Source organism: Tahibacter aquaticus, assembly GCF_004363655.1.
GTDB lineage: Bacteria > Pseudomonadota > Gammaproteobacteria > Xanthomonadales > Rhodanobacteraceae > Tahibacter > Tahibacter aquaticus.
Genome location: NZ_SNZH01000002.1, coordinates 224,045 through 247,610, shown reverse-complemented (window position 1 = coordinate 247,610; position 23,566 = coordinate 224,045). Strand labels below are relative to the sequence as shown.

The 23,566-nt window shown below is 66.0% G+C and carries 17 protein-coding genes; 13 read left to right on the top strand and 4 right to left on the bottom strand.

Annotated features, from left to right (window positions below):
* Position 1: 1 nt before the first annotated feature.
* On the top strand, positions 2-2,737 hold the full coding sequence (locus DFR29_RS03920) for a serine/threonine-protein kinase (RefSeq protein WP_133817261.1): 2,736 nt from the start codon (positions 2-4) through the stop codon (positions 2,735-2,737).
* A gap of 76 nt (positions 2,738-2,813) precedes the next feature.
* Here the strand turns inward: DFR29_RS03920 and DFR29_RS03915 are convergent, their stop codons facing one another.
* From DFR29_RS03915 to DFR29_RS03905, 3 genes are all read right to left on the bottom strand, one after another.
* The gene (locus DFR29_RS03915; RefSeq protein WP_243745951.1) at positions 2,814-5,870 is read right to left on the bottom strand and encodes a TonB-dependent receptor; all 3,057 of its coding nucleotides are present in this window, start codon (positions 5,868-5,870) and stop codon (positions 2,814-2,816) included.
* 111 nt (positions 5,871-5,981) lie between these two features.
* Complete coding sequence (locus DFR29_RS03910; protein ID WP_133817259.1) at positions 5,982-7,040, bottom strand: FecR family protein; 1,059 nt, start codon at positions 7,038-7,040, stop codon at positions 5,982-5,984.
* Positions 7,041-7,049: 9 nt separating this feature from the next.
* The gene (locus DFR29_RS03905; RefSeq protein ID WP_133817258.1) at positions 7,050-7,616 is read right to left on the bottom strand and encodes an RNA polymerase sigma factor; all 567 of its coding nucleotides are present in this window, start codon (positions 7,614-7,616) and stop codon (positions 7,050-7,052) included.
* 103 nt (positions 7,617-7,719) lie between these two features.
* On the opposite strand from DFR29_RS03905, the gene DFR29_RS03900 reads away from it, so the two are divergent.
* The 5 genes from DFR29_RS03900 to DFR29_RS03880 all read left to right on the top strand — a co-directional run bounded on the left by DFR29_RS03900 (position 7,720) and on the right by DFR29_RS03880 (position 12,192).
* Positions 7,720-8,781, top strand: a complete 1,062-nt coding sequence (locus DFR29_RS03900; RefSeq protein ID WP_133817257.1) for a cyanophycinase — start codon at positions 7,720-7,722, stop codon at positions 8,779-8,781.
* A 46-nt stretch (positions 8,782-8,827) separates the two neighbouring features.
* Positions 8,828-9,844, top strand: a complete 1,017-nt coding sequence (locus DFR29_RS03895) for an isoaspartyl peptidase/L-asparaginase family protein (protein ID WP_133817597.1) — start codon at positions 8,828-8,830, stop codon at positions 9,842-9,844.
* Positions 9,845-10,472: 628 nt separating this feature from the next.
* Positions 10,473-10,655, top strand: a complete 183-nt coding sequence (locus DFR29_RS03890) for a PAAR domain-containing protein (RefSeq protein WP_133817256.1) — start codon at positions 10,473-10,475, stop codon at positions 10,653-10,655.
* Positions 10,655-11,743: a hypothetical protein gene (locus tag DFR29_RS03885; protein WP_133817255.1), complete on the top strand. Its 1,089-nt coding sequence runs from the start codon at positions 10,655-10,657 to the stop codon at positions 11,741-11,743. Before DFR29_RS03890 ends, DFR29_RS03885 begins: the two co-directional genes overlap by 1 nt.
* Positions 11,740-12,192 (top strand): hypothetical protein, encoded by a 453-nt coding sequence (locus DFR29_RS03880; RefSeq protein ID WP_133817254.1) that lies wholly within the window; start codon positions 11,740-11,742, stop codon positions 12,190-12,192. Before DFR29_RS03885 ends, DFR29_RS03880 begins: the two co-directional genes overlap by 4 nt.
* A gap of 246 nt (positions 12,193-12,438) precedes the next feature.
* Here DFR29_RS03880 and DFR29_RS03875 read toward each other — a convergent pair whose 3' ends face one another.
* Complete coding sequence (locus DFR29_RS03875; protein ID WP_166653893.1) at positions 12,439-15,939, bottom strand: hybrid sensor histidine kinase/response regulator; 3,501 nt, start codon at positions 15,937-15,939, stop codon at positions 12,439-12,441.
* A gap of 154 nt (positions 15,940-16,093) precedes the next feature.
* On the opposite strand from DFR29_RS03875, the gene DFR29_RS03870 reads away from it, so the two are divergent.
* The 7 genes from DFR29_RS03870 (at position 16,094) to DFR29_RS03840 (ending at position 23,528) form a co-directional block, all read left to right on the top strand.
* Positions 16,094-16,768 carry a 4'-phosphopantetheinyl transferase family protein gene (locus DFR29_RS03870; protein ID WP_133817253.1) on the top strand — a complete coding sequence of 225 codons (675 nt, stop codon included), beginning with the start codon at positions 16,094-16,096 and terminating at the stop codon, positions 16,766-16,768.
* Between the two features lie 79 nt (positions 16,769-16,847).
* The gene (locus DFR29_RS03865) at positions 16,848-18,509 is read left to right on the top strand and encodes a hypothetical protein (protein WP_133817252.1); all 1,662 of its coding nucleotides are present in this window, start codon (positions 16,848-16,850) and stop codon (positions 18,507-18,509) included.
* Between the two features lie 68 nt (positions 18,510-18,577).
* Positions 18,578-19,171 (top strand): RNA polymerase sigma factor, encoded by a 594-nt coding sequence (locus DFR29_RS03860; RefSeq protein ID WP_166653858.1) that lies wholly within the window; start codon positions 18,578-18,580, stop codon positions 19,169-19,171.
* Positions 19,153-19,599 (top strand): hypothetical protein, encoded by a 447-nt coding sequence (locus DFR29_RS03855; protein ID WP_133817250.1) that lies wholly within the window; start codon positions 19,153-19,155, stop codon positions 19,597-19,599. The genes DFR29_RS03860 and DFR29_RS03855 overlap by 19 nt, the downstream gene beginning before the upstream one ends.
* A gap of 14 nt (positions 19,600-19,613) precedes the next feature.
* Entirely contained in the window at positions 19,614-20,561 is a 948-nt protein-coding gene (locus tag DFR29_RS03850) for a PDZ domain-containing protein (protein WP_133817249.1), read from the top strand.
* Positions 20,562-20,766: 205 nt separating this feature from the next.
* A complete protein-coding gene (locus tag DFR29_RS03845; RefSeq protein ID WP_133817248.1) occupies positions 20,767-22,773 on the top strand; it encodes a serine hydrolase domain-containing protein in 2,007 nt (668 codons plus the stop codon).
* Entirely contained in the window at positions 22,770-23,528 is a 759-nt protein-coding gene (locus DFR29_RS03840) for a pyridoxine 5'-phosphate synthase (RefSeq protein ID WP_133817247.1), read from the top strand. Before DFR29_RS03845 ends, DFR29_RS03840 begins: the two co-directional genes overlap by 4 nt.
* The last annotated feature ends 38 nt before the right edge of the window (positions 23,529-23,566 follow it).

The window sequence follows — 23,566 nt, the reverse complement described above, 5'->3', positions numbered from 1 at the left end:
AATGGCCGCCGCCCTCGACCGGCGCTGGGCCGAGCTCGTTCCGCTGCTGGACGAGCTGCTGCCGCTGTCCGCCGCGGCGCGCAGCACGCGCCTGAGCCAGCTTGCATTGGATGCCGAACTGCAGCGCCTGCTGCAGGAACTGCTGCAGGCCGACGCCCGCGGCGCCGCGCTGGAGGCCGGCTGCGAGGCCGCGCGCGAGGACGAGTTGGTGCCGGTCCAGGCCAGCCTGCCGAGCATCGAGGGCTATCGCCTGGGCGAATTCCTCGGTGCCGGCGGCATGGCCAGCGTATTTCTGGCCGAGCGCCAGCTGGCCGGCGGCGCCAGCCAGCGCGTGGCACTGAAGCTGTTGCGCCTGAACGTGCACGACCCGCAGGAGCGGCGCCTGTTCCAGCGCGAACAGGCCGCATTGGCGCGTTTGGAACATGTCAACATTGCGCGTTTTATCGACAGCGGCTTTGCTGCCGACGGCACGCCCTGGCTGGCGGTGGAATACGTCGAAGGCGAATCGCTGCTGACCTGGTGCGATGCGCGCCGGCTGCCACCGCGGGCGCGGGCGCGGCTGTTCCTCGACATCTGCACCGCCGTCGCCGCGGCGCACCAGGCGCTGATCGTGCATCGCGACCTCAAGCCCGGCAACGTACTGGTGCGGGCCGACGGCCTGGTCAAGCTGGTCGACTTCGGCATCGCCAAGCTGCTCGAAGTCGACGTGGAATCCACCCGCACCGAACTGCGCCGGCTCACGCCCGCCTACGCCGCACCGGAACAATTCCGCGGCGAAGCCGCCGGTACCGGCGCCGATGTCTACGCCCTCGGGGTGATGCTGGCCGAATTGCTCAGCGGCGTGCGCCCGCAGATCCTGCGCGACGGCAGCGCCGCCGGCCTGGACACGCGCGCGATCGAAGACCGCCATGCCAGCGCGCGCAATCTCGACGGCGCCAGCCTGCGCCGCCTGCTGCGCGGCGACATCGACGCGATCGTCGCGCGTGCGCTGCGCGCCGAACCGGCGCAGCGCTATGCCTCGGTCGATGCGCTTGCCGCCGATGTGCAGGCCTGGCTGGAATTCCGTCCGGTGGCCGCGCGTCGCGGCAGCCGCCGCTACCACGTCGGCCGCTTCCTGCGCCGGCATCGGCTGGGCCTGCTGCTGGGCGGGCTGGCGGTGACGGCGCTGCTCGGCTTCAGCCTGGTCAGCCTGCGCCTGGCCCAGCGCGCCGAACTCGCCGCCGAGCAAAGCCGCGCCGACGCGCAGCGCGCGCGGCATGTGCAGGACTTTGTACTGAGCCTGTTCCGCAGCGGCGAACAAGGCCTGCCCGAGGGCCGTGCCACCTCAGCCGAAGAACTGGTCGAACGGGCACTGCGGGCGGCGCGGGAGAATTTCCGCGACCAGCCCGAATCGCTGGTACCGCTGCTCAGCGCCGTCGGCGATCTGGAACGCGGCCTGGGCCGCTATGCACGTTCGCTGGAAATTCTGCTGGAATCGGCCGAGCTGTCGGCGCGCGCGTTCGGGCCAGCGCATGCGCTGACCCTGCAGGCCGAGGCCGAACTGGGCTATACGCGTTTCCGCAACGGCGAATACGCCCTGGGCGCGGCGCGGCTGGACGCCGCACTGCAGCAGTACCGCGCCGGCGGCGGCGGCGACAACGAAGCGGTGATGTCGGCGTTGCTGCGCCTGGGCATGCTGCAGGTGCAGCTCAATCGCGACGACCCGGCGCTGCGCTGCATGGACGAAGCGGTACAGCTGGGACAGCGTCTCTACCACGGCGATCATCCCGCCCTGCAGCGTGCGATGGAAAGCTACGGCAGCGTGCTGGCCGATGTCGGCGAACTGGATCGCGCCGCTGCCGTGCTGGCCGACAACCTGGCGATCGCGCGCCGCCTGTACGGCAGCTCGCACATGGTCGTCGCCAGCGCGCTGGAGTCGCTGGCGGTAGTGCAGATGAGCCGCGCGCGGCTGGAACCGGCCGCGCAGAACATCGCCGAGGCAGCGGCCATCCTGCGCGACAAGGCACCGGCAGTGCACACCATGACGGCCTACGTGGCCAATACCGAGGGCGTGATCGCGCTGCGGCGCGGCCAGACCGAGGCGGCGCAGCAGTCGTTCGAGCGCGCTTTGCACATCTATACGTTGCTCAATCCTGATCCGCACCCGATGACGGCGGCTACACACGCCAACCTGGGCCGCGCGGCCGAGGAGCTGGCTGACGCCCAGGCCGCCGCGCAGCAGTTCGGCGAAGCCCTGCGCATCAGCATCGCGGTGCGCCTGCCCGGCGACCTGCGCATCGCCGATTTCCGCTGCCACTGGGCGGCGGCACTGGCGGAGCAGAACAATCCGCGTGCCGCAGCCGAGTTCGACGCCGCGCTGCCGCCCTTTTTTGCCGCTGCCATGCCCGCCAGCGGCCACCTGCAGGCGGAATGCCTGGCCCGCGCCGCCCTGGCCCAGTTGCAGCGTGGCGATGCACTGACCGCACTGGCTTCGGCCGAACGCGCCCTGGCCTTGCCGGTACAGGCCAGCGCCAGTGTGCTGGCACGCCTGATCGCCCATCGCAGCGCGGCCCAGGCCTTGCTGCTGCTGCAGCGCCGCGACGAGGCCGTGGCGCAGTTGCGCGCCGCACTGCAACTGACCGAACCGTCCTTCGCGCCGCGCCAGTCGGCGCGGCACTGGCAGGTGCTCGCCAGCATCGCCGACGACCTCGGCGAGCGCGAGCTGGCCCGGCTGCTGAAACTACATCTGGACAGTTAGCTTTTTTCAGCAGACTTCCGCTGCACCGCACTGCGCCGCAGCGCCAGCAAAGGCGCCGCGGCCTTGCTGCCCGGCCTCAGCGCGCGCCGCCGCCGAACTTGTGCGTGTACTGCAGATAGACCTGGCGGCCGACCGCGTCGAACCAGGAAATGTCGTAGTACGGATAGCCGGTCGAGCTGGCATCCCGCGGCGGCATCTTGTCGAACAGATTGGTCACCGCCAGCGACAGCTGGGCGCGCTCGTTGAAGCGGTACTGCAGCGTGGCGTTGTAGCGGTAGGTCGCGCCGACCCAGGGACTGCCGCCGTCTTCCGGATCGTAGACTTCCGCGTACGAATCGGAATTCGGCAGCCGGCCCAGGCGCTCGCCGTGCAGGGTGGTGGTCCAGTGGCCGGTTTCCCAGCTCACGCTGGCGCTGGCCTTGTTGCGCGGAATATCGAAGCCGCTGTTGACGGCGAACTGGTCTTCGACCAGATCGCCGGTGTACTGCTGGCTTTCGTGCGCACGCACCCAGGTGTAGTTGCCGCTGAAGCGAAACAGGCCGATGCGGGTATCCAGCTTGTAGTGGCTGCTGAAATCCAGGCCGCTGGTGCGTTCCCGCGCGATATTGATCGGGTTGACCGACACGCCGTACAGATTGCCGTCGGCCAGGCGGCGCACGCGGGCACGCGCATCGACGCAGGTCGGCGAGTTCGGATCCACCAAAGTGCCGTCGACGCGCTGGCCGAGACGGCAGCTGGCCTCGTCCTGCAGGATGCCGTCGATACGCAGGTCCTGTACCTGGTTGCGCAGGTCGATGCTGAAGTAGTCGAGTGAGAAATCCAGGTTTTCCATCGGCGAGAACACGAAGCCGGCGGTATACGCCTTGCTGGTTTCCGGATTAAGGCGGCGGTTGCCGCTGCGCGTGACGATCACGCCTTCGTCGGAATACGAGCAGTCGCCGATGTCGCTGTCGGGTTCTTCCACGCGGCAGCGGTAGTAGTCGGTGCCGGAAGATTCCACATTGCCTTCGCCGGCGAACACGTAATGCAGATCCGGCGCACGAAATGCCGTGCCGTAGGAGCCGCGCACCAGCAGCGAATCCAGCGGCCGCCATTCCAGGCCCAGGCTGTGGGTGAACTTGTCGATGCTGCTGCCGCCGTAGCGGTAGGCGTCATAGCGGCCGGCGACGCTGGCGCTGAGGGTTTCCAGCAGCGGTATGCGCAACTCGCCGGCCGTGGCCCAGCGGTCGCGGCTGCCGTGACCGTCGGAATCGCGCCAGCTGTAGTAGTAGTACTGCGTGGCCAGCGGATCGGGATTGAGGTCGTAGCTCTGGTCGCCCACTTCCAGCGTGCCGGCGAAACCAGCAGCGCCTGCGGGCATTTCGAACAGTTCCGTATTGGTCAGGGTGAGCGACAGCGTATCGGTGCGCGAGCGCGGGTTGTAGGTGGTGCGCGCGGCGATCGAATCGTATTCGCTGCGCGACAGCGGCCGGTACAGCCGTGCTGGATCGGCGTCGTAGATCGGAAAGCCGTCTTCGTCCACGCCCAGTTGCGGCCCGAGGAACAGGTCGTTGGCCTTGGCCGCGACGATCTGCGGCCAGCTGATTTCCGAGCGGTACTGGGAATGGCTCAGTGCCGCTTCCCACGACCAGGCCTGGCCGAACTGGCCTTTCAGGCCAGTAGACAGGCTGAAGGTCTTCTGCCGGTTCTTGATCATGCTGTTCTGCAGGCCGCCCATTTCCTCGGGCGAAAACTGGCGTTGCCAGTATTCGACCTGTTCGGTGGCCTGGTTGTAGAAATAGCCTTCTTCGTTGCCGTCGGGCGCCTGGAAGCTCCACTGGGTCACGTCGCGGAACATCGACAGCTCGTGAAAGCCCAGCTGCAGGTCGGCAAACCATTCCACGCCACTGTCGAAGGCGTAGGAGAACGAGGCATAGCTGTTGATGCCGCGGCGTTTGCTGATCATCGTGCCGTAGCCGATGGAGGAGTCGCTGCCGCAGAAATAACCGTCCTCGCCGTCCACGCCCCAGCCCGGCCGTGCCGCGTGATAGGTGCTGCCGTTGTTCAGGGCGGCCAGCGAGGTACAGGTGTCCGCGCCCGGATCGAGGTATTCGTCATACCAGTTGGTGCGCAGGAAAGCGCGACGGGCAACCCGGCTGCGTTCGGTCGGCGCGTCCTGGGTGGAGTCCTGGATCTTGCGGTCGTAGGCCCACAGCGGCCGCTGCGAAATCAGCTCGGCGCCGTAGATCGCCTTGAAACGCTCGTTGGAAAAGCCGCTGGACAGGCTCAGGTTGAACGATTCGCCGCCGCCGCGCGTGGTGTCGCCGACGCGTACGTCAACGGTGGTGCCGTCGGCCTTGTCCTTGAGGATGAAATTGACCACGCCGGAAATCGCGTCCGAACCGTAGATGGCCGAGGCGCTGCCGGTGAGGATCTCGATCCGGTCGACCATGCCGAGTGGAATATTGGAAATGTCAGTAAAGTTGCTGCGGCCCTTGAACGGCATGGGGAAGTCGGCGATACGGCGGCCGTTGACCAGTACCAGGGTATGGTTGGGCCCCAGCCCGCGCAGATCGACCTGCTGCGCACCGGGCGAGAAATCGGCGCCGCTGGCCGACTGCTGGCTTTGCGTCTCGCCGCCGTTCTGGGTCATGGCGCGCAATACATCGGGCACGGTGGTGAAGCCGTTGGCCTTGATTTCCTGCGCCGTCATCACGGTGACCGGCGCCGGGCCTTCGATCTGCGCACGTGGAATGCGCGAGCCGGTCACCTGCACACTTTCCAGCTCGATCACCGGTTTGCCGTCGGCCGGTGCTTCGCTCGCTGCCGCATTCGGCCGCGCGGCACGCGGCGCCGCGCTTTCCTTGACGATGACGATGGCGCCCGAGGCATCGCGCCTGGCCTGGTAGCCGCTGCCGCGCAGCAGGCGGTCCAGCGCATCGCCGGCCTTCATGCTGCCCTGGGCGCCGCCTGTGCGCAGGCCCTTGAGCTGGTCGGCCGAATAGACGAACTGCACGCCGGACTGGCGCGCCAGGGTTTCCAGCGCGGTGACCAGGTCGCCGGCGGGAATATCGATCGCTTCGGGTGTTTCCGGCGTCTGCGCCTGCGCAGCCAGTGCCGCACTACAGGCCAGAGTCAACAACAGTCTTCGCATGCCACGCAGCATCGTCTTCCCCCCATGGTCGGCGCACGTCAGGGCGCCTGTGCGATACCAGGACGAACGACGCCAGGAAATCCCGCCTAGCGCGGCGGGTAATGATTGCGCCTATTCCGCGGTACGGCTGCGCAGCACGATGCGCTCGGCCTCGCGTTCGGCACGCAGCGGCAAGGCCTGTTCCAGCAGGTTCACGAATACGTCGGCATTCGACCAGCGGAAACTGCCGCCGATGCGCAGCTGCGCCGCGGATACGTCGGCAATCACCAGCGGCCGCGTGTTGTAGCGGTTGAACTCGGCCACGGCCGTGGCCAGCGGGGTATCGCGGAAGACCACGAAGCCGCGGCGCCAGTCCACATCGCTTTCCGCATCGGCGACCGAGCCGGCGCGCACCAGCACGCCGTGGCGATTGGCCAGTGCCACGCTGCCGGCCGGCAGCAGGGTTTCCGGCTGCGCCATGCCGGCTACCGCATCGGACTGCAGCCGTACGCTGCCTTCGGTCACGACCACGCGCAGGTCGTCGCCGTCGTGGCGTACGGCAAAGCGCGTGCCGACGGCGACGACGCGATAGTTGCCGGCTTCCACCGCGAACGGCCGCTGCGCATCCTTGGCCACGTCGAAATAGGCTTCGCCGCGCTGCAGTTCCACATGCCGCTCGCGCCGCGACAAGGTCACCTCGATGCGGCTGTCGCTGCTCAAGGTCGCTGCCGAGCCGTCAGCCAGGGCCAGCGTGCGCAGGTCGCCGATGCCGGTACGGTAGGCAACCGCTTCAGCCGTGTCGTAGCGCTGCCAGCTCCAGGCCAGGGCCAGCGCGAGCAATAGCAGCGCCGCCACCTGGGTGGGACGGAACAGCCTGCGCGGCGGCGTCCGCGTGCGCGCCCCCGGCAACACCTCCGTGGCGGCTGCCTTGCCCTGCATGTGCGGATCGAACGAAATACCGGACCAGCGGCCGCGCGCCGGCATATCGCCGGCCGCGACTCCGGCGCCCAGCGCCTTGAGCCGGCCGCTTTCGTTCCAGGCAGCCTCCAGGCGCAGAAAGGCGACGCGGTGCGCGGTCGACGCGGCAAGCCAGGCCGCCAGTTCGGCCTGCTCCTGCGCGGACCAGCGGCCGCTGTCGCGCCGGGCCAGCCAGCCCGACGCGTCGCGCTCAATCTGTCGGCTTGCATCCATCTGCTCTTCCTACTCGCTGCGCTCGGCCGCGGTCTGCGCCGCCTGGGGCGCGCGCCGGCCGATCTCGTCTGCACCGTGGAAGTGATCGGCAATCAGGCGCATGCCCTTGGCGATCTGCTTTTCCACGGCTTTCTCGGTGATTCCCAGACGCCGGGCCACTTCTTTCTGCGGCAGTTCCTCCACCCGGCGCAGCCACACCACTTCGCGGCAACGGTCGGGCAGCCGGTCGAAGGCTTCGGCCAGGCGCTTGAGGATCTGCCGCGCGCCGAAACGGCGCTCGGGCGAAACCTCGTCTACCAAGACGTTCAAGGACTCGAAATCACCCGCCGGCTCGATCGAAACCACGCGGCCGCGGCGCAGGCGGTCGGTGATCAGGTGCCGCGCCGTGGCAAACAGGAACGATTTGGGCTGGTGCGGCCGCAGCTTGCCGGCCGCTTCGTAGACGCGCACATAAACTTCCTGGCGCAAGTCGAGCAGCTCGTCGGAATGCGACCAGCAACGCCGCAAATACTGTTCGAGTGCCGCTTCGTGCACCAGGATCTCGCGGACGAACCAGGCATCGAGCGTCGTGTCCATCTGCCGACAATAGCCCAAATCGGCCACAGCGCCATCCACGCCCGGCCGGAGGGATCTGCGCTGCTCGTTCGTCTTGGAGCCCATCCATCCGCAGGAGAAAGCGATGCGCGCTGCAACCGTTCCATCCGGCGCCACGCGCCTGGCCGCCATCCTGCTCGCCGCCGGACTGGCGCTGGGCCTGGCCCATGCCGCAACACCGGACGCCTCGCGCCGCGACGGCTACCACTATTACGAGATCGGCGACATCAAGGCCGCCGCACCCGGCAAGACCCAGGCCGGGCTGATGCTGGGCGGCGGCGGCGACTGGCCCTACGACGCCTATCGCTGGATGATCGAGCGGGCCGGTCATGGCCGTATCGTGATTCTGCGCGCGTCCGGCGCGACCGAGGCCCAGGACGAATTCTTCAAGGACATCGGCGGCATCACCGCGGCCCAGACCCTGGTGTTCGATCACCGCCGCGCCGCCAGCGATCCCACCGTGCTGGAGATCGTGCGCAAGGCCGACGGCATCTTCCTCGCTGGCGGCGACCAGTCCAACTACGTGCGCTTCTGGAAAGGCACGCCGCTGAACCAGGCCCTGGACGAACACCTGCGCCAGGGCAAGCCGATCGGCGGCACCAGCGCCGGCCTGGCCATACTCGGTGCGTATGCCTACGGCGCCATGGACGGCGGCAGCCTGGTCTCGGCCGATGCGCTGAAAGACCCGGCAGGGCCGCAGCTGACCCTGGTCGCCGACTTCCTGCACATGCCGTTCCTGAGCACCGTCATCACCGACAGCCACTTCGGCAAGCGCGAACGCCTGGGTCGGCTGATCGCCATGGTCGCCCGGCTGATCCACGAAACCGGCCGCGACGACATCACCGGCATTGGCATCGACGAATACACCGCACTGTGCATCGACGGAAACGGCATCGGCAAGGTCTACAGCGGCAACGGCGGCTACGCCTGGCTGGTGCGGCCGCGGCGCGCGGCCGAGGTGTATGCCGCCGGCAAGCCACTGGAGTTCCGCGGCGTGCCAGTCATCGGCATAGGCAGCGGCAGCGTGCTGCGCCTGCAGGACTTCCGGGTCGAGCGCCCGGCCTTCAGCGCGGTTTACGATGCAGCAGGCGGCGAGCTGCACAAGCGCGGCGATGCACCCGCTGCTGCAGCTGCCCCCCTTCATTAATCAGCGAATGGACAACTCCATGAATAGCGTATTGCTTGCAGGCGCCATGGCCGGACTGATCGGCTCGGGTGTGCTGGGCGCGGCCGAGCCGAACGCCGCGGCGGCCAAACCCATGCTGGTCATCCATGGCGGCGCCGGTGTCGAACGCGCCGACCTGAATGCCGACGAGGAAAAAGCCGCCCGCGCCGCGCTGGAACAGGCACTGCGCGCCGGCCATGCCCAGCTCAGCGCCGGCAAGCCGGCACTGGAAGCCGTCACCGCCGCCATCGTCGTGCTGGAGGACGCGCCCATGTTCAACGCCGGGCGCGGCGCCGTCTTCACCCACGACGGCAAGAACGAACTCGATGCTGCCGTGATGGACGGCGCCAGTCTGCGTGCCGGTGCCGTGGCCGGCGTGCATACGGTGAAAAACCCGATCGCGCTCGCCCGCGCCGTGATGGAGAAATCCAAGCACGTGATGATGGTCGGCGCCGGTGCCGAAGCGTTTGCCAAGGAAAGCGGCACTACGCTGGTCGACCCGTCCTACTTCCGCACGGAAAAGCGCTGGCAGCAATTGCAGAAAGCGTTGAAGGAAGAAGCTGCGAAGCAGGCCCATAGCGATATCGAAACGGCCAAGCATTTCGGCACCGTCGGCGCCGTGGCACTGGACAAGCAAGGCCATCTTGCCGCCGGCACCTCCACCGGCGGCATGACCAACAAACGCTACGGCCGCGTCGGCGATGCGCCCATCATTGGTGCCGGCACCTATGCCAACGCCCACTGTGCCGTGTCGGGCACGGGCTGGGGCGAGTACTACATCCGCGCCGTCGCCGCACACGATATTTGTGCCCGCGTGCAATACGGCGGGCAACCGCTGCGCGAAGCGGCGGAAGGCGTGATCAATCGCGATATTCCCAAGGCCGGCGGCGACGGTGGTGCCATCGCCCTGGACGCCAAAGGCAATATCGCCCTGCCATTCAACACCGAAGGCATGTACCGCGGCTGGATCGGCGCCGACGGCGTGCCGCATGTGGCGATCTACAAGGACGACAAGCTGCCCGAGCCGGCTGCCGCGGTCAACTGAGCGCAACACCCTGGCTGGGAAATATTTTTTAATTGCTTTGTAGATAAATAGACAGCAATCGGAGAACCCGCAAACTTTCCAGGCCCGTACCGTAAGGTGCGGGCTTTTTGCTGTCTGCGGCTGCGATCTTGCTTGCAACTCTGCCAGGGTAAGAAGCACCCTGCCTGGTCTCAGGCAACGAAATACCGGCCTGGCACCCTGCCAGGCCGTCGCAAGACGCGATTACCTGGCCGGCCTTCGATTTGCCCCGTGCAGCCGAGCGGGTGACGGCACACAAGGTCCGCCCTGCCCAATTTCCAGTTACCAGGATGCCGCTGTGACCTGCAGCCCGCAGGTCGACTATCCCGGACGCGAGGGTTACACCAGATGGTGCGGCAGCTGTGCCCGCACGCTCACCGTACTCTGGAGGATACAAATTCCTGTAGGGAATAATGTGTCGTCGCCGACGGCTTGCTCGACCGCAACCGGCCGCGTTGCGGCAATACACCGCTCGCGGACTGCGCCGCCGCTGCTTTGATTCCCTCCACAGCGCTTCTACGTAGGTATGCACCATGAATCGAACCCTCAGTGTCACCGCGCTCCTGGGTCCGCAAGTGCTGCGTTTCGACAGTCTGCAAGGCGCCAAGCCTTGTCTCAGCTGATCGACGACATCGCCGCTGGCGTGATCGGAAATGCCGGCGACGGTGTGCAATCGCTGCTCTCGCGGGCTGACGGCAACGTCAGAATCACACTTGGTTCCTATACCGTCTTCGTCGAAAGCCGCAAGGCCGCTCGCCACGGCGACACGTGCGAAATGAACGGAGCGGTGTGATGGCCGACGAGTCTGCGCCCGGAGACTCGACAGTACCGCCATCCGTGCTCGGCAGCTTCCGCGGCAACAAGGTCTATGGCCGATTGCTGACCGGTGAACTGCCCTCGCCGCCGCCGAAGATGCTGGCCCGGAAACCCGGTCGATGTGGCGAACCGCTGGAAAGAGCGCAAAAGGCATACGAGGAAAAGCGTCTGCTCGACAGTCTGCTGGCGCCCAAGGACGCCTGGGGCAATCCCAAGGACCAGCTCGCCCCCAAGCTGTTCAAGCAGCAGTGCGAACAATGGCCGGATCAACTGCCTGAGTCCTTCGTCGTCGACCAGCAGCAACGCCTCAACGATCATTTGAGCGGCAAGATCTCTCTACCACCGGAAGAGTCGCTGCGCCTGCGCCGCGACCTGGCGCTGATCAACGACATCTACCGCCCTGGGCCGCGCTACGAAGCCTCGCTGTCCTCAGCCGAACAGGCTTGGCTGGACGAGCGCCACCTGCGCTTCGGCAACAGCCTGTCCATGGCGTTGCTCGGTCCGATCTTCGGCGGACCGGCCGCGGTGACGCGAGCGCTGGGTGGAACTGAGCAACAGGTGGCGGCGGCGAATCAGATGGGGGCGATCGTTCTCGATCTGGCGACGACGCAGATGGCGATGGGAGGGCGTCAAGCCATTGAGCCGGTGCCGATTCGGCAAACCTATGGCCTCTACATCGGGCCAAAACGGGTCTTCAATTTCAATCCCCCACTCAAGTCGCGACACAGCATCCGGAACATCAAGCAAGGCGGATACAAAAGGGAAAAGAATACAGTGGCCGAACCTGATGTCGACATGCGGGCCGAAGTCGAGGCTATCAATAATGGGCACGGGCGAAGGGATGGAGATTTTTATACGCTCGGTGAGCGAACATACCAACGTATCGAGGACCATCTGGTGCCGCATTCAGGGCCAGGTTTTCATCCCCTCAGTCGCGGCGAGTTCGACGCGCTGGGGATTTTCAACAAATTTGGCGATACCCCGCGAGCGATGGAAATCGCGGTGCGCGTCGCAGGATCCGATGGTGCTTCCAGAGCACTTGGCGTATGGAGACTAGGAAAATGATCTGGTTCGACTCGATAGTAGAAAGCAAGGTGAGCGGCGACCAGATTCGCCGGGCCATCTCGGCTATGACTGGCGATGCTTACCATGACATCTCGATAATTCGGGACATCTTGGATTTGAGTGAACAGCCAGTAACCTGTTTGGTACAAGAGTTACCTGTTGGGGGGTTCGCGCAACAGCTGACGTTTTACGTCGAAGATCGGTTCTCTTCGGTTCGAAGTCGCCTTTCTATAGACGAAGCGGCTCAGCTATTGTCTATGGGGCTGGGTGTTAACGTAATGATTGCAAACGACGCTTCCGCAAGCCCATATGCAATGATCTTGCTTGATAGAAAGGGCGGGAGCACCAGCGTGAATGTCAACAGTACGTTGTTGGACGAACAGGGGATCTATCGACTTGACCAAGGAGGTTTTCCTTCTGTTCCACCAGTGAGCGAAACACTTCCGTGAGGTTGTAACTTAGCCTCACTTAAAACGGCCAACGTGGACATTTCGGGGCAAGAATTGCGCGGTGCAGCCAATCTGAATACCTCTGATTTGAGCACTCGCACGCTGTTTGGCGAATTCTTTCGCTGCTCAAGGCCAGTGTTTATATAGCGTAATTGTGGATAATCAGTGATTCTGCTGACTCCCCGGCAAAGGCGATAGGCCCCTGGCTTATTTCGAAGTAACAGCCCCGACTCCCGACCAGATCTCTCACCCAGCCCCGATCCTCACACTCGACAACCTAGCCATCGCCGAAAGCAACGCCCGCAACGCCGCCGGCTTCACCGGCTTGTGCAACAGCGCATACCCTCGCAAACGTGCCCGCTGTTTCAGCTCGGGGCTGCGATCTGCGGTGAGCAATGCCGCCGGCGGTGCCGGTACCAGGCTGCTCTGCAGTTCGGCCAAGGCGTCCATGCCGTCCTGCACGGTGCCCAGGTGGAAGTCGGCAATGATCAGGTCGGGCCGGCGCGCGGTAAGCAGGGTACGGGCTTCGTCGAGGTTGGCGGCGAGGTCGCAGCTCATGCCCCAGCGGGTGAGCAGGGCGGACATGCCTTCCAGGATGGCCGGTTCGTTGTCGAGGCACAGTACGTGCAGCGGGCTCAGTTCGCCGACCACGGCTTCGCGTTCGGGGGTGCGGCTGGCCTGGCGGCCGCGGCGCGCCACCAGTGGTACGCGCACGGCGAAACAGCTGCCTTTGCCCGGTTGCGAATGCAGGCTCAGGCGATGGCCGAGGATGCGGGCCATGCGCTCGCAGATCGACAGGCCCAGGCCCAGACCCTGTTCGCCCCAGGGCGATCCGTTATCGAAGCGCTGGAATTCGTCGAAGATGCGTTTCTGTTGCGCCGGCGCGATGCCGGGGCCAGTGTCCCAGACCTGGATCGTCACGTCCTTGCCCTGTGGCCTCAGTCCGACGACGACACGGCCGCTGCGCGTATAGCGCAAGGCGTTCGAGATGAAGTTCTGCAGGATGCGGCTGAGCAGGTGGGCGTCGGTGCGCACGATCACGCGGCTGGAGTGGATGCGCAGCTGCAGGCCGCGGCGTTCGGCGATCATGGCGAATTGCTGTTGCAGCGGCTCGATCACGTCGGCGTAGGCGACGCTGGCGACATCGGGTCGGTATTTTCCAGCGTCCAGGCGCGAGGCTTCGAGCAGGGCGTCGAGCAGGTTTTCCGCCGCGCGGAAAGCGGTGTCGATGCGTTCGGCCAGTTGCGCCGATTCGGCATCGAGGTTGGGCTGGTGGCGCAGCGCCGAGGTGAACAGCTTGGCTGCATTCAAGGGCTGCAGCAGGTCGTGGCTGGCCGCGGCGAGGAAACGGGTCTTGGATTGATTGGCGGCTTCGGCCTCGAACTTGGCGCGTTCCTGGGCGGCCAGGGCCGTGGACAGCTGTGCGGTGCGTTGCGATACGCGCTGCTCCAGCGTTTCGTTCGCTTCGCGCAGAGCCTGTTCGGCGCGCTTGTAGTCGGTGACGTCGGTAAACGTGGTGACGAAGCCGCCGCCGGGCAGGGACTGGCCGCGCATTTCCAGCACGCTGCCATCGGCGCGCACGCGCTGATAGACGTGCGCGGTACCGGCACGCATGTGCTGCAGGCGCTTGCTCACGTGGGTTTCCACATTGCCCGGGCCGCATTCGCCACGCTCGGCGTTGTAGCGGATCAGGTCGGCGATGGGCCGGCCGACGTAGACCGAGTCGCCGGGATAATCGAACATTTCCATATAGCGACGATTCCACGCCACCAGGCGCATGTCGGCGTCGACCACACTGATGCCCTGGGAGATGTTTTCCATCGTGGTGGACAGCAGTTCGCGGTTGTAGCGCAGTTCCTGCGAGGCTTCGTCGAGCAGTGCGACGGCTTCGCTGAAATCCAGGCCCGTGCCGCGCAGGGCGCTGGTCAGCATGCGCCGCGCCGAAGCGGCACCGATCGAGGCGGCCAATATGCGCTCGGTGTGCTGCAGCAGCGGACGGTCGGCGGCGAGTGCGTCCTGCAGGGGTTTGCCGGTGGTGGCGGCGTAGTCGTCGAAGGCGCGCCGCGCGCCGCGCTCACCGATGATGCGGCCAACGATGGCGCGCAGGTCGGTCACGCTGACGCGGCCGCGCCATTCGCCGACGGCGCTGCTGCCGCGGTCGGCGGAGAGATCGAGGAAACTCGCCGCGCGCAGGCGTTCTTCCATGCTGGGACGGAAGCGCAGGGACAGGATCAGACAACAGCCCGCATTCGCCAGCAGCGACCAGAAGGTGCCGTGGGTGATCGGATGCCAGCCGCTGAGCTGGAACAGCGCCTGCGGCTTGAGCCAGTTCAGGCCGAACGGGCCGGCATGCAGCCATTGCGTATCGAACCAGCCGGCGCTGCCCAGGCTAGGCAGCATCAGGGTATAGCCCCAGACCAGGAAGCCGACGGCCAGGCCGGTCTGTACGCCGACACGGCTGGCACTGCGCCAGTACAGGCCGGCGATGATGGCGGGCGCGAACTGGGCGACGGCAGCAAAAGAGAGCAGGCCGATCGACGCGAGTTGTTCGCCCTGGGGCATGGCGCGGTAGTAGGCGACGGCCAGCAGTGCGAGCACGACGATGGCGATGCGGCGCACGCCGAGTACGATGCTGGACAGATCGTGGCGCTGGTCCAGCTTGAACGCGCGGATACGCAGCAGCAGCGGCATGACCAGGTCGTTGGAAATCATTGTCGCCAGCGCAACCGATGCGACGATGACCATGCCGGTCGCGGCGGAGAAGCCGCCGATATAGGCCAGCAGGGCCAGTGCGTTGTTGTCGTTGGCCAGCGGCAACCACAGCAGCCAGACGTCGGGACTCAGATTGGTACCCGCCGCCGCGCTGCGCCCGGCGGCGACGATGACCGGCACGAGGGCGCAGATCAGCAGCAGATACAACGGAAACAGCCAGCGCGCCCGGCGCACGTCGTGCGGGTCTTCGCATTCCACCACGCCGACATGGAACTGGCGCGGCAGGCAGAACATGGCGGTGAAGGCAAGCAGGGTCTGCGCCATGAAGCCCGGCGGCAGCTGGCTGTCCACGACGAGTTCGTTGCTCAGGCTGGGCAGGTCGGTCAGGTGTTGCTGCGCGTACAGGCCGATGACGAGGAAGGCAACGAGCTTGACCAGCGATTCCACCGCCACGGCCAGCACCATGCCGTGATGGTGCTCGGTGGCGTCGACCCGGCGCGTGCCGAACAGGATGGCGAACAGGGCCAGCATCAGCGCGGTGTACAGGGCCGAGTCCTGCAACAGGTCGCCGCCGCCGCTGCCGACACTGCCCTTGCCCAGCACGCTGATGCTCAGCGCCACGGCTTTGTATTGCAGGGCGATGTACGGGATGGCGGCGATCATGGCGATCAGGGTCACCAGCGCGCCCAGGGAATGCGATTTGCCGAACCGTGTGGCGATGAAGTCGGCGATGGAGGTGATGTTGTTGGCCTTGGCCACGCGGGTCAGGCGTTCCGGCAGGCCGCTGCCGAACAGATACAGCAGCATCGGGCCCAGGTAGATGGGCAGGTAGGCCAGAGTGGAATTGGCCGCACTGCCGACCGCGCCGTAGAAGGTCCAGGACGAGCAGTACACAGCCAGGGCAAGGCTGTAGATCCACGGCCGCAGGCCGGGCCGGCCCGGATAGAGCGGGCGCGTGTCGCCCCAGTAGGCGACGCCGAACAGCAGCGCCACATAGGCCAGCGATACCAGCAGCAACACCCAGCCTGCGATCATTCCGCTCATCCAGTATCGGTTGCGCGCCGATGCGCGGCGCCGCCGCACATTCCTAAGCTCGCGCATAGTAGCGAGTCTGCCGGCATACCAGGCTGGCCGGTCGCTGCAGGCCCGCGGCCTTGACCGTTGCAACCGCCGGGGCCAAGGTGCCGCCATGTCCTGTCCGCCGACCTTTGCCAGCGCCATCCCGCCCCAGCCATTGCCTGGCGATGAAATACATTTATGGTTTTGTGAATTTTCGCCGGGTGCGGGCACACGCCAGGCGATCCAGGCACTGTTGCGGCAACTGCTGTCAGCCTACTGCGGCCGGCCGGTCGACGACGCCGCACTGCAGCTCGGCGCGCACGGCAAACCATACCTGCGCGACGGCAGCCTGTCGTTCAATCTCAGCCACAGTGGCGATGCGGCGCTGGTGGCGCTGGCACGCTACGGCGATCTCGGCGTGGACCTGGAGCGTCCCGGTCGCCGGCGCCACCACCTGGCCCTGGCCGAGCGCTACTTCTGCGCGGCGGAAAGCCAGGCCATCGCCGCCTGCGAGGCCGAGGCACGCGAAGCGCTGTTTCTGCAGCTGTGGACCGCCAAGGAAGCGGTGCTCAAGGCGTTGGGACGAGGCCTTGCCTTCGGCCTGGACAGGCTTGAGTTCGCGCTGGACCCGCTGCCGCCACGGCTGTTGCATATCGATGACAGCGGCGGCGCTGTCGCCAGCTGGCAGTTGCAGGCATTGGCGCTGCCGGGCGGGCGTGTCGGTCATCTTGCCTGGCGCGGAGAACCACGGCAGCTGCGCCGTTTTTGCCATTCCCTACAACCTGGGCAGGCAGATGTGAAATAGCGACACAGCCCAGTTGTGGGCGCTGGCTTAACGGGCTAAGTTCTGGTTAAACACTGACTGCTTCGGGAACGCGCGTCACATGTGGAAGCTGTTGCGCAATCTGCTGCTGTCGGCGCTGGTACTGGGCATCGGGCTCAAGCTCGCGCTATGGACGGCTGCACAACAGCAGGCGAAATGGCTGGCTGAGGCGCTGGCCGACTGGGGCACGCTGAGCTGGTCCAGCGCCAATGGCAGCTTCGGCGGCGAGATCCGTATCAGCGGCATCCATTTCCAGCCCAAGCCCGGCTTCGAACTGGCGGCGCTGGATGCCTCGGCACTGACCTTGCGTGCGCCCAGCGTGTTCTGGCTGCTCAAGCGGGCCGTCACTCGCGACAGCAGCGTGCCCGAGCAGCTGGGCGTCGCGCTGGAAGACGCCAGCGTGCCGGCGCTGAAGAAACTTGCCGGCGCGGTCGAGCCAGGCTGGTTCGGTGCGCAGAGCCTGGTGCCGTTCGAAACCTTTGCCTGCGGCGCCTCGGAACAGATGTCGCCCGGCGACTACCAGTCCATGCACCTGCGCGCAGCGCTGCCACGGCTGGACCTGGATTACACGCACGACCGCGCCGCGGAAACCCTGCAACTGCGCCTGCAGGTGCACAATGTTCCGTTTGCAAGCTTTAGTGCAAATGCGGAGCTGCAGCATTTTTCGCCGCGCCTGCTCGGCGACAAGAGCGCGCGCGAAGCGCTGCGCATTGCCTCGGCAGAGCTTGACTACACCGACGAAGGCAACTATCTCGACCGGCGCAACAAGTTCTGCGCCAAGCAGACCGGCCTGGACGTCGACGGTTTCGTGCAGCGGCACCTCGACCTGGTGCAGGAGCGCCTGAAGGAACAACACATGGTGCCGGCCGAGGGCGTGGTGGAACTCTACCGCCAGCTGCTGCTGCACGGCGGTGCGTTCAAGCTGCTGAGCCTGCCCCGCAGCGACATCGCCCCGGCCCAGTACGACACCTACGATCCGGAAGAGGTGATGCGCTGGCTCAACCTCACGGCACGGCACAACAACGCGCCACCGGTACTCTTCAAGGTGTTCTTCCTGGCCGAACCGGTGGAGGCACTGGCCGGCATCGATCGCGCCCTGGTGCACGATCCGCTGGCAGAGCCGGAACCAGAACCGGAAACGGTCGTCGTACGGCCGGAGGAAAACCCGGTCTTGGCCACAACCAGGCGCGAACCGCCGGTCAAGGCGCCACCGTTGCAGCCACCGGTTGCGGCTAGCACACCGGTCACGCCCCTGCCCGCGGCACCACCGGTTGTCCCGCTTGCGCCGGCGCGGACGGATGCAGCGCCGCGCAACGTCGCCATGGAACCGCTCAAACCGGCGCGGTCCGACCAAACGCCGGCCTATCGCACATCGCCACTGCGCAGCGACGATCCACGCATTTCCGGCCTGCCCTCGGCGCCGCCGCCACCGCCTGGTACCACTGCCGCGCTGGTCTATCAGGGGCCACGCATCGATCGCTTGCCTGAGGCCAGTCTGCAACCACGCCCACGGCCGTTCTCCGTGGTGGCGTTCGACTCGCTTGCCGGCCAGCTCGGCAGTCGCGTCACATTGATCACCAGCGGTGGCAAGGAGATCGAAGGCAAGATCGTCGCCGTCAGCAAGGACGGCGTGACCATCCAGATGAATCGCGAAGGTGGCCAGGCACGCCTGGTGGTCGAGCGCCGGCGTATTCTGGAGATCCGCGTGATTGGCCGCGGTTGAGCCGCGCGGCTATTTCGCCGCCGGTTGCGACGCTAGCCGATGCTGTCGCGTCCTCCGCTCGCATGAATATGAATCCGACAGAACCCAAAACCGGATTTGCCCAGGAAATCGATGCCGTCACCCTGGCGCGAGCCCGGCGTGGCGACGTTTCCGCCCATGCCCAGCTGTACCGTACGTGTTCGCGGCCGTGCTACACCCTGGCCATGCGCGTACTCGGCAGCTCGGCGGCAGCAGAAGACATTGTCCAGGACGTATTCCTGAAGATGATGGATGCGATCCGGCAATACCGTGGCGACGCGCCGTTCGGCGCCTGGCTCAAGCGCATGACGGTGAATGCGGCAATCGACCAGTTGCGCAGTCAGCGCCATTTCAATGGCGAGGATCCGGAACAGCTGTTTGCCAATACCGCCGATTTCAGCAACAGCGTCGCCGCCGACGTGCACGATGCGATGGGGCTGCTGCAACGACTGCCGCCGCGGGCACGTCTGATTCTCGTGTTGCACGAGATCGAAGGCTATACGCACAAGGAGCTGGCCGAGTTGTTCGGCCAGACCGAAAGTTATTCCAAGTCCATCCTGTCGCGTTCGTTGAAGCGCCTGCAGGACTGGTTGAACACGACACGCGTTGATGTGGAGCTGCAAGCATGGCCGAGCCGGAACTGAATCTGAGGTCGCTGCGCCTGGGTGCGCTGCCCGAGTTCGATCCGCCCGCAGATCTCTGGGCACGGATCGAAAGCGCGCACCAGCGACGCCGACGCCAGCGCGGCCTGCTGCGCTGGGGCGGCGCACTTGCCGCATGCCTCGCCCTGGCGGCAGTGTTTTCGCTGGCGCCGACGTCGCCGCAGACCGACCCGCTGCTGCACGCCGAACAGCGCTCGCACGAACTGGAACAGCTGTATGCCGGGTTGGCCCAGCCCCTGTCGCCACTGGAGAGCGAGGCCGAGTTGCGCGCGCTGGAACTGGCGCTGCAGCAGGCCTACGACCGCGGCGCAGCGCCGACCGAATTGCTGCCGCTGTGGCAGCAGCGCAATGAATTGTTGTCCAGCCTGATCGCCCTGTCCGCGGACGGCGCCCAGCTGACACGTATATGAGTGGAGAAATAGCCATGAACCTGCAGAAACCAACCCTTACACTGCTGCTGGCGCTGCTGCTTCCGGCCGCGGCTATGGCCCAGAACGCCGAAGTCGAGCAGCGCCTGAGCGAAGAAGTGCAGCTGGCACTGGTGCGGCTGATCGAAGCTGGCGCCTTTGCCGGCCAGAGCACCGACCAGATTGCGTTCACCCTGGACGAGCCGGCTCGGCGCATCACCAACCTCGGCCTGCTCGTAGACAGTGCCACGGCGGACAAGGCGCGCGACGGTCTGCGCGTTCTGGCGGTAACACCGCGCAGCACCGCGCAACGCATGGGCATCAAGGCGGGCGACCGTGTCGTCGCGATCAACGGCACCAGCCTGGCCGGCCTCGGCGCCGACCCGGCCGGTCATGCCCAAGCCGCGACGACGATGCGCACCCTGGTCGACGCCCTGCCCGACGGCGCCAAGCTGGAATTTTCGCTGCAACGCGAAGGCAAGGCGCTGGCAGTGGCCGGCGAGCTCAACAGCATCACCTTGCCGCCGATTCATTTGAAGGTAGGGCGTGATGAGCTGATGGCGGATACGCGCATCGCCAGCCGCCGCGCCGAAGAGTCTGCCGCTGGTGGCTGCGGCCGCGTCACCGACTACGACGTGGCACCGCGGCAAGAGGATCTCTACGGCGTGAAGCTGCTGAATATCGACGGCGTTTCGGCTGGTCCTTCCAGTGCCACGCGGTTCCGCCTCAGCGCCGGCACGCATGAGCTGCGCATTGCCGAGCGCATCGATTCCAAGGTATTCCGTCGCCAGATGGCCATCCGTCCGATGGACGATCCCGCCGTCAAGACCCTGACGGTCGTCATCAAGGACGACACGACGTATTACCTGGCCGCGAAATTCAACAAGGACAAGGCAAACAGCCGGGTCCGCGGCGAGTATTGGGAACCGGTCGTCTGGAAGGAAGTGCCCGACGAATGCGGCTGAGCGGAACTCCTGCCGTCGGCTGGGTTCGAAATCTCCGTAACTCCCCTCCCACAGGGTGCAAAGCTCCGCCACACGGATGTGGTCTTCATCATCATCACCTCCCTCTGGCCGCGAATGATTTCGCGGCTTTTTTTTGCCCCGCATCGCCATCGATGTGATCGCCGGCCGGGCCGGTTGCAGGCAACAGCGGCTATGCTTGCGCGTCATGCGTATTGCCAAGCGACTACTGACTATCACCTTGCTGGGGTGCAGCCTCGGCGCAGCCGCTCAGGACGGTGCCGAACTGGCAGCGCAGTTTGCCGCCTATCTCAAGCGCGCCACGGACAACGGCAGCTGGCCCGTGGTCGTCGCCGGCCATGTTTCGCAAACCGCCAGCAGCACAGCGGTCTTCACTGCTGCTGGCGACGCCAGCAGCGACAGTCGTTTCGCTCTGGGCAATTCCGCCAGCATCTACGCCGGCCTGCTGCTCGCCGACCTCGCCAGCAGCGGCCGGCTGCGCCTGGATGACCCGATCTCGCGCTACCTGCCGGCAGACTTTCGCTGCGCGGACACGCGCGTCTGTGCCATCACCTTGCAGCAGCTGGCCGCACAGGATTCGGGCCTGCCGCCGCTGCCGGCCAACCTGTTCCCGCGCAATCCGCAACAGCCGTGGCGCGAGTTCGGCGAAGCCGAACTGCTGGATTTCCTCGTCAACTACCGCCTGCCGGCCGATCCACCGTCGCGCGAATCGGCGTTGGGCCTGGTGTTGCTCGGCTGGATTCTCAGCAATATAGAAAGCGAAGATTATACAAACATACTGTCCCGGCGTATCGCCACGCCGCTGGGTCTGAGCGCGACCGGCAACAGCAACACCGACCTGCTGCCCGGTCATCGCGACGGCATCGAGCTGCTACCGGCTTCGGCCAGCGGCTTAGGCGCAAGCCTGGCGCTGCGCAGTACAGTCGGCGATCAGCTCAAGCTGCTGCAGGCAATGCTGCGCCCGGTGGATTCGCCGTTGCGCGCGGCACTGCTGTTGTCGCGCCAGCCGCGCAACGCGCGTTCCAGCTTCGGCCTGGGCTGGCGCATCAATATGGCGCGGGAAGAAAACGAGGAATGGCCGGTGGTATGGCAGGCGGCCAGCGGCAACGGCTATGCCTCGTTCGTCGGCTTTCGCACCGACCGCCAGCAGGCCGTCGTGCTGTTGGCCAATGCCGACACCAGCCTGATGCCACTGGGACTCTCCATCCTTGGCGCAACCAGTCCGCAACGGCCGCCGCAGGTCGAGGTTGCGCTGGCCAACCCGGGCGAATTCGCCGGCCTGTACGAATTTTCGCCCGGCGTGCAACTCCTGGTTCGCGACAGCGCCGGCGTGCTGACTGCCCAACCCAGCGGCCGTCTTGCCGCCCGCATGAAGCCCCTGGGCGACGACCTTTTCGAGTTGGCCGGAAGCGCGGTGCAGCTGAGTTTCCAGCGTGACGTGCTGGGGCGTATCGAGACACTGCGCTGGGCCGAGAACGGCATCATCGTACCGGTGCGGCGCCTGAGCGCGCGCGCGCCGCAGCTGGCGCGCGCGGCGGTGGAGATGCCACGAGAGGCACTGGCAGCATTCTGCGGCGATTACGTCGTCGACGAGGATGTGCTTGCCCGTTTCCACTGCAGCCCGCGCCCTGCCCTGCAATTTTCCGCCGGCGCGCTGCGCGAGCTGAGCGCGTATGCACCCGATCGTTTTGTCAGCGACGACAGCGAATTCGAGGTGATCGCCGAGCGCGGCAGCGCCGGCGAGGTCCAGGCATTGCGCCTGGTGATGCTGGGCAGCGAAACCCGGCTGCCGCGAACCCAATGGCAGCAGGCGCCGGCCGATGCGCAGCGATGGCTGCAGCAGCAGCGCGCCGAAAATGCCGCGGCCAGGACATTGGCAGCGAGACAGGCCGAAGCAAAAACCGAAACACCGGCGACGGCAGCATCTGTCGATCCGTCGCATATTCCCTGGCTGCGCGAGCTGCCGGCGCCTGTTGCCGCCGCCGCGGTTGCACCGGCTGAAAAGGCGGCCACCGCGGCGTCTGCGCCCGATGCGCAGATGCCGCCGAAAAGCCCGGTTTCTACGCGACGCGGCGAGTTGCCGGCCAAGGCGAATCCGGTAAAGTCGCCGATTCCCGCCAAGGTCGAAACCCTGCCCGAGCGCGAGCCGCGCCATCGCTTTGTGCCGCAGCGCACCGAGGATAAAAAGCAATGACGGTACTTAGCGTCAATTTGAATAAAATTGCGGTGCTGCGCAATTCGCGCGGCGAACACGAACCGGACATCGGCCGCGCCTGCGACTGCGTGCTCGGCGCCGGCGCCGGCGGTATTACCGTGCATCCGCGGCCGGACCAGCGCCATGTACGGCCTGACGACGTGCGCGCACTGGCCCAGCGCATCGGTCGCAGGGTCGAATTCAATATCGAAGGCAATGCCTTCGCGCCGACACGGGGCAGCTATCCGGGCTTGCTTGCTCTGGTCGAGGAAGTGCGACCGCAGCAGGTGACCCTGGTGCCCGACGGCGATGCGCAGATCACCTCGGATCACGGCTTCGACCTACGCGGCGATGGCGCCAGGCTGCAGCCGTTGATTGCCCAGCTGAAGTCGCTGGGCGCGCGGGTCAGCCTGTTCGTCGATGCCGGCTGCGCCCACGTGGAACAGGCCGCCGAGATCGGTGCCGACCGTGTGGAACTTTATACTGGCCCGTATGCCAAGGCACACGCAGCCGGTGCGTCGGCGCAAGAACTGGCGCGGTGCGTGGAAACAGCGGAACGCGCGCGCGCAGCCGGCCTTGGGGTCAACGCCGGCCATGACCTCAGCCAGGCAAATCTCGCCGACCTTGTTCGCGCGGTTCCTTTCCTGGCCGAGGTGTCGATCGGCCACGCCCTGATCGGCGAAGCGCTGTACGACGGCCTGGACACTACGGTGCGCAATTACCTGCGCATCTTGCAGCCCCATCGAGTGCAGTGAATCGACAGCGAATGCATGCATGGCATGCATTCGCTGTG